The following is a 16,371-nucleotide window of genomic DNA, read 5'->3' on the forward strand; positions in this document are numbered from 1 at the left end:
CCTGTCACGCCGGGGGTCGCGGGTTCGAGTCCCGTCCGCTCCGCCAACATTAAGACGAAAGCCTCTGCAGAAATGCAGAGGCTTTTTTCGTTGTGTGATAAAAACTATCGCATGCTAAGGCACATGTAGTTAAGTCTCGTCTTTCTTAGCTGTATTGGCTCTTTACGAGCGTAAGCACCTCGCTTCGCGATATGCGTCCGGTGATATTTAGGGCAAAGCCCTAGCTTCTTTTGCTCATAAGTCTTGCCTGGGCTCTTTGGTTTTGGGTTTTAGTCGCCCTCTCCTCACTCTGTCTTGCCAATTTAAAGTTAGCAAAGGATTTTAAATCATCTCTATTGGAGCTGAGCCGTATCTTAATCAAGTAGTTAGTCAGAAGTGACTTTTGCTTCCTTGTAGCGATTTGTACGGTGGGGACGGATGATTTACTAGCTGTCTTGTGCTGAACTCTGTCTCTGGTTCAAACTGGTACTTATATACATATATTCAAATGCAATAATGTTTAGCCACGAGCTAACTTAATTGTGGCATAATCGACGCGAGCACATGCAGTAGATCCTCTATTGATAAGATGTGTGATGTCTGATGACCGTTTCTTTTAGGTGTGGTGGCTTTGCTGAAATATTTCTCACGACCCTCGCTAATTATTTTTGCACCGTTAGTGTGTATCTTACTGTTTGCGATTTTTATCACCACAGCCTACTTCATCGAAAGGCAACAGGGGCGTGATCAGGTCTCTAACGCTCAGATAGTCGCCCTATCGCAACAGTTAATGAAATTGAATCATCTAGTGGGTGTGGCTGCCAAGAAACAGGATTTTTCTCGAGTCGAAGAAGAACTTGCGCTGATCGGCAGTGATATTTGGTTTTCTGTTTATACCCTGATCGATCGTGAGGGCAAGATTCGTTTTGCTAACCATGGTGTGTGGCGTGACAGTTTGGCGCAGTTGGTCATTGACGGTTATGCTACCCAGGTGCATGGTGAGAGTGTAGCCATTGGTCAGCCTAACCTTTTTTTTAACGATAAGCGCCAGTCGATACAAGCCTATTACCCTATTACTCCCGCTATTTCTCCAATGTCTGTTGAGCGTCCCGAGCTTATTTACCTTGAGTACGATATGGCACCTTTGCTCGCTGCGAGTGATGAGCAGGTGTTTGCAAGTCTGGCGCGGATAGGTGGGTTAGCTTTGTCTGCGACTCTAGTCTTGCTTAGCTTATTGTATTACTTCCTATTATTGCCAATTAGCCGGCTAAGCCGTGAAGCCGCGTCGCTTGGACAGCGTGAGGTAAAGCGCGATTCAGTGAACTCGCCGTTTATAGAGTTGGATGGCCTAGCGAGTAATTTGAGCCAGTTTAAGGATAGATTTCAACTGGGTGCTAAACAGCTTAAAGACAGCGAACAACGGTGGTTATTTGCGGTTGAGGTCTCTCGATATGGGATTTGGGATTGGAATCTCGAAGATGACAGTTTGTTTTTATCCGATCGTTGGCAGGATATGCTGGGTTATGGCCCAGAAGAGTTAGCGCCAGAACTCAGCAGCTGGGAGAGTCGCTTACACCCAGAAGATAAGACCTCAATTTTCGATAACTTGAATGATTATCTTAGGGGGGAGAGCGAGGAGTTTGAGAGTGTCCATCGCTTGCGCCATAAGCAGGGGCACTACATCTGGGTGTTAGATAGGGGGATGACGGTAGAGTGGGATGAGAAGGGGAAGCCCGTCCGCATGATAGGTACGCTCTCAGATGTTACTGAAGACATTCGCAATCAAAAGGCTGCCTTGCATCAGGCGAAACATGACCCCTTGACGGATTTGGCCAATCGCCGTGCATTAATGGACGCACTTTATAGCCAACAAGAAGACACTGGCGCGTGTGCAGCACTCTTTATGTTGGACCTGGATAACTTTAAGGTGGTCAATGATGCATTGGGCCATCATGGTGGCGATAGGTTATTAATCCAGATCGCTGCCAGACTTTCGAGTTATTTTGCATCGAACTCCCTGATAGCCCGTCTTGGGGCTGACGAGTTTGTGGTGTTAGTGAAGAAGCTTCCTGAAGATCTGCTTGGAGCACAGCGTCGGGCTCAAGCTCTGGCGAGCCAGATGCGCCAGTTGATCGCACGTAGTTTCCATATTAGTGGACATACCTTTAACTTGTCTGCGAGTGTCGGCATTGCGGTTATCGACCCCAGCGAAGGCATCTTGCCTGAGCAGCAGTTCAAACGAGTCAACATGGCGTTAGCCCAAGCCAAGGAAAGTGGAAGAGATGCCTGTGTCGTTTACTGCAGCGAAATGGATAAGCGAGCCGCTCAAAATTTAATGATCCGAACCGAGTTGGTGCATGCCGTGTCACGGCATCAATTGTCACTCTCTTATCAGCCCTTGATTAACGCTAAGGGAGATATTGCCTCTGTTGAAGCCTTGTTGCGCTGGAATCATCCGCAACACGGTGCTATTTCACCGGCTGACTTTATCCCTGTAGCCGAAGGCAGCTCGTTGATTATTGAGTTAGGTGAGTGGGTGTTGTTAGAGGCCTGTCGTTTTATTCGTGAATTGAAAGCACAGAATATTAATGCCCCTATGGTGTCGATTAATGTCAGCGCGCGTCAATTTCACCAAGATGAGTTCGCCCCTAATTTGCTTGCGCTGTTGACTGAGCAGGGAGTTAGCCCCCACCATATTGAGCTTGAGTTGACTGAACATGTATTGCTTACGGATCTGCAGCAGGTTAGGCAAACCATGAACTTGCTTAGAGAGGCGGGGATCAGTATTGCCGTGGATGATTTTGGTACCGGCTATAGTTCGCTGAGTTACTTACAAGAATTACCACTTAATCGACTTAAGCTAGATGCTAGTTTTATCAGGGACATGGGTAATGGCGAGGCGTCAGCCTCTATTGTGAAAGCCATGATCGATATGTCCCATAGCCTAGGACTGGCGTTTGTGGCAGAGGGGGTTGAGATACAGTCTCAATTCGATCAGCTGCAACGCTACCAGTGTGACCTATACCAGGGCTATCTTTTCCATCGTCCAATGCCAGGTGAGGAGTTGAGTAGACTGTTAGGTCGTCTGGCGGAGCAACGCGTTAAATCAAGCGTTTGAGTCGAGAAACTCCGCGAGATAACTGAGCGCCTGATTGCGGGCGGCATCGCATTCCATAAAAATTTCATGGCGGGCATTGGCGATCACCTTAAGCTGACATAGTCCGCCTACGGCAGCCTCTTGTGCCTGGTTTTCCACAATAGAATCTTCTTCGGCTTGCAAAATAAGCAAGGGTATTTGGCTATGCTTGGCCGCCACCACCGCTTGTTCACTGGCATCAAGGGATTCGGCTAACCAGCGATTGGTGGGTGAGCCGAGTTGCAGCTGTGGATAGGTTTCATACAGGCGGCGATATGCTTGATAGCGTATCGCACTGTGAGTCAAATCATTGGCTTCGAAGGGCTCTGGAGAGTAGTTCTTGCCGCTCAAGACATAGTTTGGCTGCCTAGTTGAGCCATTATCGAGTCGTTGAACGAGCCAGCGTACAAAGCGCTTCGGCATAGGTAGACAGATGCCGTACATGGGGGCGGATAATACAGCCGCGTTGAACACATGGGGGGCCTGCTGAAGATACAGGGTGGCAATGGTACCGCCCATGGAATGACCCACGAGGAACAGACTGTCATGATGATTGGCTTTGACTATGGTTTCGATAAATAGCGCAAAGTCTTGCACATAGTCAGAAAACTTTTCTACATGTCCCTGATGCGGGTTATCGGTTAGCCTGGATGAGAGACCTTGTCCTCTGTGGTCGATAGCGTAGACGCTATAGCCTAACTGGTAGAGGTCAAAGATGAGCTCTTGGTATTTAACATAGGCTTCCACCCGTCCACTACTGATCACTATTGCCCGGTTTGAATCTGGATGCAGCGCAGCGCAGTAGGCCAGCTTCAGATTATCGATTGTCGTCAACTCGCCCTGCTTTACTCCTTGCCAAAAGGTGTTTATCTGCTTGCTGTTGTCTTGTTGTTCGCTAGAGAAACTGAAGCTTGGGACGGAGACTGAATCGAGGGCTGTAGACATTGGACGCATAGATTAAGAAAAGAGAGCTAGAGTGTAGCACGATATTTTATCGGGATTAATGCTAGGTGCTCAAAGCGAGTCCTCTGACGCCTTCGCAGGCGCCAGAGGTGCACATTACAGCTTGGTTTGCGCCTTGATAAAGTCGTCTATCTGCTGCTCAAGTATTGCCATGGGGACAGAGCCATTAGCGAGTATGGCATCGTGAAAGGCACGGATGTCAAACTTGTCGCCTAACTCGGCTTCGGCCTTTGCCCGCAAGCGCTTAATGGTCAGCTCACCAATCTTGTAGGAGAGAGCTTGCCCAGGCCAAGAGATATACCTGTCAATCTCAGTAGTGACATTGTGCAGTGACAGCGCGGTATTGCTGGCCATAAAGTCGATCGCCTGTTGACGAGTCCAGCCCTTGGCATGCATGCCTGTATCGACCACCAGGCGGGCAGCGCGCCACATCTCATAGGTCAGGCGGCCAAAGTTGCTGTAAGGGTCTTGGTAGAAACCGCCTTCCAACCCCAGATACTCTGAGTAAAGTCCCCAACCTTCACCAAAGGCCGAGATATAGCTATAGCGACGAAATTCGGGCAGCGAGGTGAGTTCCTTATTGAGGGAGATCTGCAGGTGATGGCCCGGAACGGCTTCGTGTAGGGTGAGCGCCTCCATTTCATAGAGTGGTCGTTTGTCTAGGGCGTAGGTGTTGACCCAATAGTAACCGGCTTGATCATCACTGTTGGAGCCTGAATAACGTCCTGTAGTGTATTTAGGGGCGATCTCTGCAGGAACCTCTTGAATGCCGTAAGGCGTGCGCGGAAGTTTGCCGAAATACTTTGGCAGCATGGCGTCGGCCTTCTTGGCGATAAAGGCGGCTTCTTTCAGCAGCTCTTCTGGCGTGGTGGCGTAGAATTGAGGATCGGTACGTAGGAAATGCAAAAAGTCGGCAAAGTCACCCTGATAGCCGAGCTTGTCGATGATAGTCTGCATCTCGTCGCGGATGCGTTTGACCTCTTTAAGTCCAAGTTGATGAACCTCGTCGGCGGTCATCGGCAGAGTGGTGTAATAGCGCACGCGGTTTTCATAGAAGGCTTTGCCATCGGGGAGATCTGCCGCCGCAATGCTCTGCCTTGCACCAGGAATATATTCCTGGGTCATAAAATCATAGAAGGCTTGATAACTAGGTAGTACAAGCTGTTCAATTAAACGCTTGCCTTCGGCTTCCATCTTGCCGCGCTGTGCCGTGGTGAAGTGCTTCGGAAATTGAGTAAAGGGTTTGTAATAACCACTTTGCTCAACCGGCACAATAAAGGCGCTAATACTATCTTCGAAGCCGGTTAATACCACTTTGGCGGGAGTGATCCCCTCTGCTAATCCCTGTTTGAGCCAATAGGTTTGCTGGTCAAAATACTTAGGTAGTGCCTTAAGCTTGCTCAGGTAGTTCAGGTAATCTTCTTCGGTATTGAAATTGCCTTTGGCTATCGAGGCTATATAGGCGTGAAAGCCACTCTCAGCGGTAAGGGGCAAGTAATGGTCGTGAAAACGATAGAGATCGACACTGTTTTGCAGTTGATATTGCAGTATCTGGGCGTTGATACGGGCTTCTTGATCCAGTGTCGAGAGATCTAATGCTGTTAGGCGGGCCAAGAGGGCAAGATTAGCGGTATTCATTCGCGCCAGCGCTTCCGGAGAAAGATCTTCTAGTTTTCCCGCCGCAGTCTTATCTCCCCTTGCATAGGCCATTTCTGGACTAGACTCTACTCTAAGCTGCCAAGCATCCTTGATGATACTCTGTAGTGCTTGTTCGCTGCCTTGAGTTGCGACTTGAGGTGTATTGACGGCATCGTTAGAGGGAGCCATTTGGCAGGCACTGAGGCTAAGTATGAGTAGGCAGGGAGCTAAGGGTCTATACATAAGTGTTCCTGTTGTTGTGATTATTATTCGCCCAGGAGTGGGTGTCATGATTATGCAATATTCAATTTTAGGGATCACCCGTATTGCAGAGAAATTTTCTGCAAAACTTGTAACAAAGATCAATTGAAAGCTGAACATAAGTTATGCATGCCGCTAAAAAATGCGTGTTATAGTTGCAACAACTTCAGACCAAACAAAAAATAATATTGGCTGAAGGGTTCACATAGGGGTTAAATATGATTGATACATCCATTCCGTTGGTGGATCTGCATCGTCACCTTGATGGTAACGTCAGGGTGGAAACGATATGGGAACTTGGCCATCAACATAACATAGCGTTGCCTTCAGAGACTTTAGAAGGTTTAGCGCCTTTCGTTCAAATTCAGGGTAAAGAGTCGAGTCTGGTCGCTTTTTTGAAAAAGCTAGACTGGATGGTTGCCGTTCTTGCCGATCTTGATGCGGTTAAACGTGTTGCCTATGAAAACGTTGCCGATGCGGCGATATCTGGGCTCGATTATGCAGAGCTACGTTTCAGTCCTTACTATATGGCGATGAACCACAAATTACCGATTGAAGGTGTGGTTGAAGCCGTTATCGATGGGGTTAAAGCGGGTATCAAGGAGCATGATGTGAAGATCAACCTGATCGGCATCATGTCGCGTTCCTTTGGTCAGGCGGCCTGTATGCAAGAGCTTGAGGCCCTACTGGCCCATAGGCAGCACCTGGTGGCGATGGACTTGGCGGGGGATGAGCTAGGCTTCCCTGGTGCTCTGTTTAACGACCACTTTAAGAAAGTGCGTGATGCCGGCTTAGCCATTACTGCCCACGCCGGTGAGGCGGCGGGTGCAGAGAGTATGTGGCAGGCGATCACTGAGCTTGGTGCGACCCGCATCGGCCACGGCGTGAATGCTATCCATGATCCTAAGCTGATGGAGTACCTGGTGGCGAATAAGATCGGAATCGAGTCTTGCCCTACCAGTAACCTGCACACCTCAACTGTTACCAGCTACCAGGAGCATCCACTGCGGACCTTTATGGAGGCCGGTGTCTTGATTGGTCTAAATACCGATGATCCCGGTGTTAGTGCGATCGATATTAAGCATGAATATCGTACTGTGAAGCAGGAGATGGGCTTTAGCAACGCTGAACTGGCTCAATTGCAACGCAACGGTGTAGAGATGGCCTTTATCTCGGATAGTGAGCGTAAGGCACTCTATGCCGCTAAGGCGTAACCGAGGCATAAATAAAAAAGCCGATGAATAATCATCGGCTTTTTTGTCAGTCGGGTGTTAGATGACCCGAGAGAACTGCTGCTGACGTGCCTTATCGCGATAATAAACGTCGAAGCAGATACAGATATTACGGATAAGCAGGCGGCCCGTTTCACCAACGGTGATCTTTCTGTCGTTCACCTCAACCAACTTGTCGTCGATAAAGGTTTGGAGCAGCTTAAGATCTTCGGCAAAATACTCTTCAAACTTAATGCCTAATTGCTGATCTATCTTGGCCATATCCAGGTCGAAATGACAGATGAGCTGCTTGATCACCACGCGACGGATCTCGTCATCACGGTTGAGTTTGCAGCCTTTCCACAGCGCATGACCTTTCTCATCTACCGATTCATAGTAAGGACGAATGTCCTTTTGGTTTTGGGCGTAACAATCGCCAATCTGGCTGATTGATGACACCCCAAGGCCGAGCAAATCACACTCTTCTTGGGTGGTATAACCCTGGAAGTTACGGTGCAGGCGTCCTTCGTTTTGCAAGATAGAAAGTTCATCATCTGGCTTAGCGAAGTGATCCATACCGATATACTGGTAACCAGCGCCGGTCAGCGTCTCGATAGTTTGGTGCAACATTTCCAGCTTTTGCTGCGGACTAGGCAGATGCTCATCTTTAATCTTACGCTGTGCTGCGAAGCGTGCTGGCAGATGGGCGTAGTTAAAAACTGACAGTCTATCGGGAGACAGATCTAGTACTCGCTGCATGGTCTCTGCAAAGCTTTCAGGTGTCTGGTGCGGCAGACCGTAGATAAGGTCTATGTTAGTCGACACAAAGCCCATGGCTTTCGCCTTGGCGATCAGGTCGAAGATAAACTGTTCATCCTGCTCACGGTTAACAGCAATCTGAACCTCTTTGTTAAAGTCTTGCACGCCGACCGAGATGCGGTTGAAGCCCGCTTCTTTTAAGGTATCGAGCATGGATAGCTCTATTTCACGTGGGTCGACCTCAATAGAGTATTCCCCCTCGTCGGCAATATTGAAATGCTCTTTGAGTAGTGCCGACAGTCTGAGGATCTGCTCAGGGCTGAGGAAAGTCGGTGTACCGCCACCCCAGTGGATCTGGGTGACTTGATAGTGTTTGAACAGCGGAGCGCGCTTGACGATCTCTGCGGCAAGGTACTCGATATATTGATCCGCCTTATGCTGATGGCGGGTGATCACCTTATTACAGCCACAGTAGTAGCATAGCTTGGCGCAGAAAGGGATATGCAGATACAGCGACAGCTTATTGCTCTTACTGTTGGCAATAGAGGTGAGCAGATCTTCTTCGGTGAAAGAGTCGTCAAATTCTAATGCGGTCGGATAAGAGGTATAACGGGGACCGCTGTAATTGTATTTTTCGATCATTGACTGATCCCAACTAATTTGGGTGGGCTGCTTCAAGGCGTGTCCTCCGAAGGTGGTAAATTAGCAACTAGCGAAGTATGCAATGTTATTGAGTGAATAACATTGATCCAGGTTGCAAATTGGCACTGCAATTTATGTTAGCTGACGAATATCCTTGTTTTCGGCTTAAATGTCTTGGTTTAAAGCCGTTTTTGTGCGCCGACTCACGCCCTAATGTTAGTGGCTGAGATGGGCGTATGCTTTCACCAGGAGTTTGGCTTCTTCTGTGATTTCGACTTCAAGTGCGGCTTCTGATTTCATTCTTTCGAAGTCGAGCTTCATGCGCTGCTGTTTCTCTAACGCCTTGCGCTGTTCCATGATGGGATGAGTCTTGATGATATCAAAATGCTTAAAGAAAGCCGGATATTGGTGCTGTACCTGTTCACTCTGGCCTAAGATCTCAAACAACTTTCCAATACGCATCACCCCTTCGGACAATTCACAACGCTCTTCAAGCATGGCGGCAGCAATATAGTGAATATTGCCCAGCAACTCTTTCTCTCGCGCTTCACTGGCCGCTTGCTGTGCGGCTAATTGGGCAGCCTGCTGCTGCGTTTGCTTTTTCAGCTTAAGCAGCAGATGCAGGGCATAGCCGCCAAGACCTAGGATGATAAGGGCACCAATGATGAGTAACGTCGTGGTCATGTTGAGATCCAGGTTTGTGTTTATCTAGGTGGGATAGAGAAATGGCATCAATACTGATGCCATTTGTGTGCGTCTTTAGGGCTAATTTTTCTCTTGATAGTCTTTTAGCAGATCGGCGCCAGATTCGAACTTATCGAGGAGATCGTCGTCAGAGCGGGCAGCGGTTTGCATCACATGCTCTAAGTCATCTTCTTCTGAGATGCCTAAGCGTTCCATCAAGCGCTCGATTTCGGTGAGCTGTTTCTCTAGCCAGGCTTGATCGTCAGCATTGAGATCTCGGCCCTCTTCGATCATATCGAGAAGTTTGTTGAGTCTTGGATCTTCCTCTAGCTTCAACAGCTTCTGCTCATCACTCATCTTAGGCGCCTTCGGTTTTCTCTCGACCGCTATAGTCGCAGGTAGACTGAGCGCTACCGGCTTCTTACTGCCATGGCGTGGATCTTTGGCTTGCGCTGCACCCGATTGTTGCTGCTGGATCTGCTGCTCGTTATGTCGACTGCCCGCTTTATTACCCGACTTCCGCTTCTTACCTGTGACGACACGGTCTTCTTTCTTCGTTCTGGGTGGACGTTTTGGCGCATTCTCATTGATCTTGCGCGTTTTTTTACGGGACATAACGTTAATCTCAACTACAAAAAATCGTGAACTTATTTAACCTAGTGGTTAGATAAGTGAACTTGGGTCGCGTGTTATACCAGATCTTGTTGGTTTTTGCACCAAAATGAGATCCTTTGACGCGAATAATAGCCTAAACTCGGCCTGGCGTGCCAAATATTGAAAGGTGGCTTCCTGATAAAAGCTGACATGAGTCAGATTGTTCTTGTGGTGCCACTTAGGAAAGCCCTGTAACTCGGTGAGTAACTGGGTACTGATAGCCATCCATCCACCGGGTTTGAGTAGCGAGCAGAGCAACTGCCACTCTTTTCCCGGAAAGCGAAAGTGTTCAAATACCCGGTAGCAGCAGATAAAGTCGTATTTTAGTCGCAGCAGGGTGTGATCCGCAGCGAAGTTTGGATCGTACTGATTGAGTGTATGCCCTCTTGCCTCGATGGCATCCATGGCCTGCTGCTCCAGTAGACGCCCGAAGTTGAGTCCAAGCAGTGGCCCCTGAATCTGCTGCTCACATTGTGTGATCAGGCTGGATAAGAATTGCTGTAGCGGTTTGTGCTTACTATTGGCCGAGCGATAGCGCTTCAATTCGGCGCTTGGGGGAAGGTGGGAGCTGGCATCGGCAAACAGGAGCATGCAACGTTTACATCGATAGATAGATCTTTTTCTATCTTGATAGAAAGGAGAGGTATTGTCGCTAGTGCACAGGGGGCATCTTCGCATGGGTGAGGCATGACTCTATAAAAGTGATTCGACAGTCTTCGCTTAATTAATTTACTTTAGCCGAAGGCTAAACAGAAGCGTATTTTTGCTTAGATATAAAAAAAGGCGACAGTATGACTGTCGCCTTCCAAAAAGTACCAAAGGTACTCAATTCTGATTCCAAGTATCCTTACTTGCTATGCGACTTTCCCAGTCGGATTCCATCTTATTTTTTAATCTGCTTTCCATGCATAGTTATTTTAGTTTTCGGTCTTCCAGACGCTTTTTTTCTTTCCCTGTCGCCTTCCTGACCACAGCTTCCGTAGATGGTCTTCTTGACACATCACAATCCATATCGTCATCTTTGACGCCTAATAAACCATCCTTGTTAGGTTTACGTTTAAGTTCAGTAGTAAGCAGTTCCACTGTTTTCTGAACTGTAAGGAAAATGCTAATTAGCGCATTGGCCTTCCTAACCAATATCCTTACTAAATCATAATGACCTGACTTCAGATGCGAAGTACTTCTCTTATTATTTTTAGTGAGTGGTCCAAGTATTATTATTATTTTTGCTTAACTTTATTCTTATATCTTAAATGATTTTACATACCGAAATCTGTTCATTGTTATTAGATAGATTTTATACAAACAGTTGGGTTCACCTCGGTACGGGCACAATTAAAACGAAATCTGTGATCTATGTCAAGCACCAATTTTATACAGTTTACGTAAACGTAAAGTTGGAAGTGTAAAAAAGGGTGGAAACTTCCACCCTTTGACTATCTAGCAATAATTTACTTAATGCTTGATATATATTTAGATAATGCTTCGATGTCTTCGCTAGTAAGCTTCTTGGCAACATCCTGCATCATGCCGTTTAAGTCGTTGTTACGAGTTGTATCATGAAACTTATTCAGCTGGATCTTGATGTAGTTAGCGTGCTGACCTGCAATTGCTGGGAAGCCGGCAGCTTCAGAACCCTGGCCGCTTGGACCATGGCAGGCGATACATGCGGTTATACCACGTACGGCATCTCCACCTTTATATAGTTGTTCGCCAAGTGCAGGCACATCTTTTACTTCGCTAACGGTAAGCGTTTGCGAAGTATAGTAAGCCGCTAAATCTTCGATATCTTGATCAGACAATGCTGCCGCCATTGGGCTCATCATAGGATCGTTACGGCCTTCTTTACCGCCTGTGTGAGCAGCTTGACGTAATTCGGTTAGCTGCTTCTTCAGGTAGGTTTCTTGTTGACCCGCAAGCTTGGGGTACATGTCGATCATACTGTTACCATCAACACCGTGACAGGCAGAACAAATGATTGCTTTAGTTTTTCCCGCTTCAGCATCACCTGCTGCTAGAGCCGGAGTTGATAGAGTGGCTAACATTGATAGCGCAATAGCTAACTTTTTCATGGCGTTCCAACTTTTAGTTAAATTTTTTGTCCTGAGCTTACGAGAGTGACCTGCAAGCGTGATAAAATATGATTTATGTGATCGGGGTAATATTTTACACGAAATTGTGCAAATGTAAGCAAGTCTTCGATATTTAAACTGAAGAAATAACAATTTTTGGAGTGGGTAGTGACTGATTCTCGTATCGATTTTCGACAGGCCAAGTTTTTGATTAGTGCGCCGGATATTGCGCATTTAGATGAACACTTGCCCGGTGATGTAGGCGTCGAAATCGCCTTTGCTGGTCGCTCTAATGCTGGAAAGTCGAGCGCATTAAACCAATTGACTGAGCAGAAGAACCTGGCAAGAACCAGTAAGACACCTGGACGTACCCAGTTAATTAATGTGTTTGCACTCGATGAACACAGACGATTAGTGGATCTTCCAGGTTATGGATTTGCCCAGGTGCCATTGGCGATGAAGAAAAAATGGCAGCAGGCGTTAGGCCAATATTTGCAAGAGAGAGCCTGTTTAAGTGGGTTGGTGGTGCTGATGGACATACGCCATCCCCTCAAAGATCTCGACATGCAGATGATTGAGTGGGCGGTGGATTGCAATATTCCCGTACTGGCGCTGCTGACCAAGTGTGACAAGTTAGCCCAAAGCGCCAAGATGAAGACGGTTAACGAGGTACGTAAGGCTTTAGCCGACTTTGGTGATGGGGTTAAGGTTGAGCCTTTCTCCTCGCTAAAGGGAACGGGTAAACCTAAGGTGCTGAGCATACTCAATGAGTGGTGCCACCCAGATTGGTTGGTAGAGGCCTTGGCAGACGCTGAACAAGAGTAGTGATATCGATAGGCAAGTGAAGCGCCTCCTATTTTAGGAGGCGTTTTTTTATACCTAGTTTATTGAAGGCAAAAAAAATGCCGACGGTTACACCATCGGCAAAAAATACATTAGCTCTTTTGGGGAGAAGCTAAATTTCAACAAGACTCAAGTTCTATTAGTCGAAGACCAATAGCTCTCAATGACTATAGGATAGCCTGAATCGCCATCCATTTAAAGTATTTGCTCTAAAATAAATTTCAGACGAAAAAAAGCCCCAGCAAGTAACTTGCTGGGGCGCCAGAATTTGGCTTTCACTTAACGTGAAATAAAAAAAGGTCTGAAAGATAGAACATCTTAACCTCTGTACCCTACGCAGAGAATAATACTGCATTGGCCGTATTATGGGAAACTGTTTTTTGTAATAAACGACAATAATGTGAGCGATGTCTAAAAATGTGCTCAATAAAAGCACAGGTTTTTGATCTAAAAATTACCAAAATTACCCTTAAAAGAGATGTTTAGCTAAAAATCGCCCTTGGGTGAAAAAATATTACTAATTTTGGTGATTTTTCCAGCTCAGCCTTGAGATAGGGCTAGATTTTCGAGAAGACAGGCCTATATCCATCAAAAAGCCCCAGCAGGACTGAGGCTTTTGGTATTGAGATGGCAAAAATTAGTGAGCTTGTTCCCAGTTATCCCCTATGCCCGCCTCCGCCAGTAATTCGACATCGAGTGAGGCTGCCTGAGCCATAAGCTCACATACCTTGAGCTTAAGCGACTCGGCTTTGTCGGCGTCGACCTCAAACACTAATTCATCATGTACTTGCATAATCATAGTGATCTCCCCTTGGGTATCTTGGTCGATCCACTGAGCAATATTGATCATGGCTTTCTTGATGATATCGGCGGCGGTTCCCTGCATGGGGGCGTTAATTGCGGCGCGCTCAGCTGCTTGACGGCGCATGGCATTTCTATCCTTGATGGCCGGTAGATAGAGTCTGCGACCATAAAGGGTAGATACATAGCCCTGTTCGGCAGCGGCAGCACGCGTGTCCTCCATATACTTGAGCACGCCGGGATAGCGCTTAAAGTAGATGTCGATATATTGCTGGGCCTCGTGACGTGGAACATCGAGTTGGCGGGCTAAACCAAAGGCCGACATGCCATAGATGAGACCGAAGTTCACCGCCTTGGCGCGGCGACGCTGCTCGTTGGTGACTTCACTGAAATCGACATCAAACACCTCGGCGGCGGTGGCGCGATGAATATCCTTACCTTCAGCAAAGGCGGTAAGTAGCCCCTTGTCTTGCGACAGGTGCGCCATGATTCTGAGTTCAATCTGCGAATAGTCGGCGGCGAGGATTTTACGCCCCTCTGGCGCAACGAAGGCGTGGCGAATACGTCGTCCTTCTTCGGTGCGGATAGGAATATTCTGCAGGTTAGGCTCGCTGGATGAAAGGCGCCCCGTGGCGGCATTGGCCTGATGATAGCTGGTATGTACCCGGCCGGTTTTGCCATCGACCATGAGTGGCAACTTGTCGGTATAGGTGCTCTTTAGCTTAGACAGGCTTCTGTGCTCCAGGATGATCTTAGGCAGCGGATAGTCCAGTGCCAGCTCGACCAATACCTCTTCGGCGGTGGATGGCGCGCCTTTAGGTGTCTTTTTCAACACAGGGTAGCCAAGTTTATCGAAGAAGAGGGCTTGTAGCTGTTTGGTGGAACTTAAGTTAAATGGCTCGCCGGCTATCTCGTAGGCCTTCTGCTCAAGTTCATCGATCTTACGTGCCAGCTCTTCACTTTGCTGGCCTAGTACCATGCTATCGATCAATACCCCTTGGCGCTCAATTTGTGACAAGACGCTGACCAGAGGCAGTTCTATGTCGGTAAATACACTCGCAAGTTCTCCCGCCTTCTCTAATCTTGGCCAGAGGTGCTGGTGCAGTCTAAGAGTGATATCGGCATCTTCGGCGGCGTAAGGCGCGGCCGTCTCCAGTGAGATCTGGTTAAAGGTCAGCTGTTTTACCCCTTTACCTGCTATCTCCTCAAAGCTGATGTTCTTATGGCCTAAATACTTCAGTGCCAGGTCGTCCATATTGTGCTTAGACGCGACCGAATTGAACACATAGGATTCGAGCATGGTATCGAAGGCCACACCTCTAAGTGTGATGCCGACATTTGCCAGTATGCTCATGTCATACTTAAGGTTTTGGCCGACTTTAAGTATCTTGGCGTCTTCCAATATCGGCTTTAGCTTAGCGAGCACTTGCTCACTGTCGAGCTGTTCTGGCGCATCGGCATAATCGTGTGCCAGTGGCAGGTAAGCTGCTTTACCTGGCTCGATGGCAAAAGATAGCCCGACCAGTTTGGCCTCCATATAGTTGAGGCTGGTGGTCTCTGTATCCAGGGCAAACAACGGCGCTGTGGTCAGAGCCTTGAGCCACTCATCGAAAGCTTCCCAGGTAAGAATGGTGTCGTACTGAGTGTCCACGGTTTGAGGCGCCGGCGCTTCGTCGGCCTCATCTTGATTTTCTGGTGCTGATTTATTGTCTAACACCTCGGCTAGCCAGCGTTTAAATTCCATTTCGCCATAGCATTTGATCAGTTCGTCGCGATCGGCGTCTTGAATATTGAGTTGGTGCCAGTCCTGTTCCAGTTCGACATCACACTTAATGGTCGCCAGCTCATAGGAGAGTTGGAGCATGTCGCCATGTTCGGCGAGTTTGGCTGGCATGGTCTTGGCGCCTCTAAAGCCGAGTTCTGGCATTTTCTCTGGATTGGCGAGGATCTCCTTAATGCCGCCGACGCCATTAAGCATTGCCAGCGCTGTTTTCTCACCAACGCCCGGCAGGCCAGGAATGTTATCGGCCTTATCGCCTTGCAGCGCTAATAGGTCGATAATCAGTTCTGGGCCGACACCAAATTTCTCGCTGACTTCTTGAGGCCCAAGGATGGTGTTGGTCATGGTGTTGATTAGGGTGATCTGCTCATCTACCAATTGCGCCATGTCTTTATCGCCCGTGCTGATCAGTACGGCGCGGCCTTCTTGGCTCGCCTGTCTGGCGATGGTGCCTATGACATCATCGGCTTCAACGCCGGGAACACAGACCAAAGGCAGGCCCAGGGCGCGAATGATACGATGCAGCGGTTCGATTTGGCTGCGAAGATCGTCCGGCATCGGCGGTCTATGAGCCTTGTATTCGGCATACATCTCATTGCGGAAGGTTTTGCCTTTGGCATCGAAGACCACGGCCATCTGGGTCGGTTTATATTGTTTGAGCAGGCTGCGTAGCATGTTGATCACGCCATATACGGCCCCCGTGGCTTCACCCTTAGAGTTGGTCAAATGCGGCGGTGCATAGTAAGCGCGGTAAAGATAGGAAGAACCATCCACAAGGACGAGTGGGTTTTCAGCGATATTAGGCATAATGTTATCTATTTTTCGGTATGCGATGATGGCGCTAGCATGCCATATTAGGGCGATTTCGGCCACGCCAAATTACTCAGCAGCCTGTGGATAAGTCTGTGAGCTAAAAAAGTTTCAGCGAGTTGGGATCACGACGACGAA

General features: G+C 48.0%; 11 protein-coding genes. 3 read left to right on the forward strand and 8 right to left on the reverse strand.

Going from position 1 to position 16,371, the window contains the following annotated elements; translation table 11 throughout:
• Positions 1-604: 604 nt before the first annotated feature.
• Entirely contained in the window at positions 605-3,097 is a 2,493-nt protein-coding gene (locus L2712_RS16980; protein WP_248978475.1) for a putative bifunctional diguanylate cyclase/phosphodiesterase, read from the forward strand.
• Here the strand turns inward: L2712_RS16980 and L2712_RS16985 are convergent.
• Together L2712_RS16985 and L2712_RS16990 are read right to left on the reverse strand one after the other, a co-directional pair.
• Positions 3,086-4,060, reverse strand: coding sequence for an alpha/beta fold hydrolase (locus L2712_RS16985; RefSeq protein WP_248978476.1), 975 nt, complete (start codon positions 4,058-4,060; stop codon positions 3,086-3,088). The two genes, L2712_RS16980 and L2712_RS16985, sit on opposite strands and share 12 nt — an antisense overlap.
• Positions 4,061-4,174: 114 nt before the next feature.
• Complete coding sequence (locus L2712_RS16990; RefSeq protein WP_428848629.1) at positions 4,175-5,905, reverse strand: DUF885 domain-containing protein; 1,731 nt, start codon at positions 5,903-5,905, stop codon at positions 4,175-4,177.
• Positions 5,906-6,195: 290 nt separating this feature from the next.
• On the opposite strand from L2712_RS16990, the gene add reads away from it, so the two are divergent.
• Positions 6,196-7,191 carry an adenosine deaminase gene (gene add, locus L2712_RS16995; protein WP_033540861.1) on the forward strand — a complete coding sequence of 332 codons (996 nt, stop codon included), beginning with the start codon at positions 6,196-6,198 and terminating at the stop codon, positions 7,189-7,191.
• 57 nt (positions 7,192-7,248) lie between these two features.
• Here add and hemN read toward each other — a convergent pair whose 3' ends face one another.
• The 5 genes from hemN to L2712_RS17020 all read right to left on the reverse strand — a co-directional run bounded on the left by hemN (position 7,249) and on the right by L2712_RS17020 (position 11,999).
• The gene (gene hemN, locus L2712_RS17000) at positions 7,249-8,625 is read right to left on the reverse strand and encodes an oxygen-independent coproporphyrinogen III oxidase (RefSeq protein ID WP_081953858.1); all 1,377 of its coding nucleotides are present in this window, start codon (positions 8,623-8,625) and stop codon (positions 7,249-7,251) included.
• A 180-nt stretch (positions 8,626-8,805) separates the two neighbouring features.
• Entirely contained in the window at positions 8,806-9,273 is a 468-nt protein-coding gene (locus L2712_RS17005; protein ID WP_033540381.1) for a DUF2489 domain-containing protein, read from the reverse strand.
• Between the two features lie 81 nt (positions 9,274-9,354).
• Positions 9,355-9,888, reverse strand: a complete 534-nt coding sequence (gene yihI, locus L2712_RS17010) for a Der GTPase-activating protein YihI (RefSeq protein ID WP_248978478.1) — start codon at positions 9,886-9,888, stop codon at positions 9,355-9,357.
• A 48-nt stretch (positions 9,889-9,936) separates the two neighbouring features.
• Complete coding sequence (locus L2712_RS17015; protein ID WP_033540379.1) at positions 9,937-10,605, reverse strand: methyltransferase domain-containing protein; 669 nt, start codon at positions 10,603-10,605, stop codon at positions 9,937-9,939.
• A 773-nt stretch (positions 10,606-11,378) separates the two neighbouring features.
• The gene (locus L2712_RS17020) at positions 11,379-11,999 is read right to left on the reverse strand and encodes a c-type cytochrome (RefSeq protein WP_248978479.1); all 621 of its coding nucleotides are present in this window, start codon (positions 11,997-11,999) and stop codon (positions 11,379-11,381) included.
• A gap of 168 nt (positions 12,000-12,167) precedes the next feature.
• Between L2712_RS17020 and yihA the strand changes: the two genes are divergently transcribed.
• On the forward strand, positions 12,168-12,824 hold the full coding sequence (gene yihA / locus L2712_RS17025; protein ID WP_033540376.1) for a ribosome biogenesis GTP-binding protein YihA/YsxC: 657 nt from the start codon (positions 12,168-12,170) through the stop codon (positions 12,822-12,824).
• A gap of 655 nt (positions 12,825-13,479) precedes the next feature.
• Here the strand turns inward: yihA and polA are convergent.
• Positions 13,480-16,230, reverse strand: a complete 2,751-nt coding sequence (polA, locus tag L2712_RS17030; protein WP_248978480.1) for a DNA polymerase I — start codon at positions 16,228-16,230, stop codon at positions 13,480-13,482.
• Positions 16,231-16,371 lie beyond the last annotated feature (141 nt).

The sequence above is a fragment of the Shewanella marisflavi genome (assembly GCF_023283925.1).
GTDB classification, from domain to species: Bacteria; Pseudomonadota; Gammaproteobacteria; order Enterobacterales; family Shewanellaceae; genus Shewanella; species Shewanella marisflavi.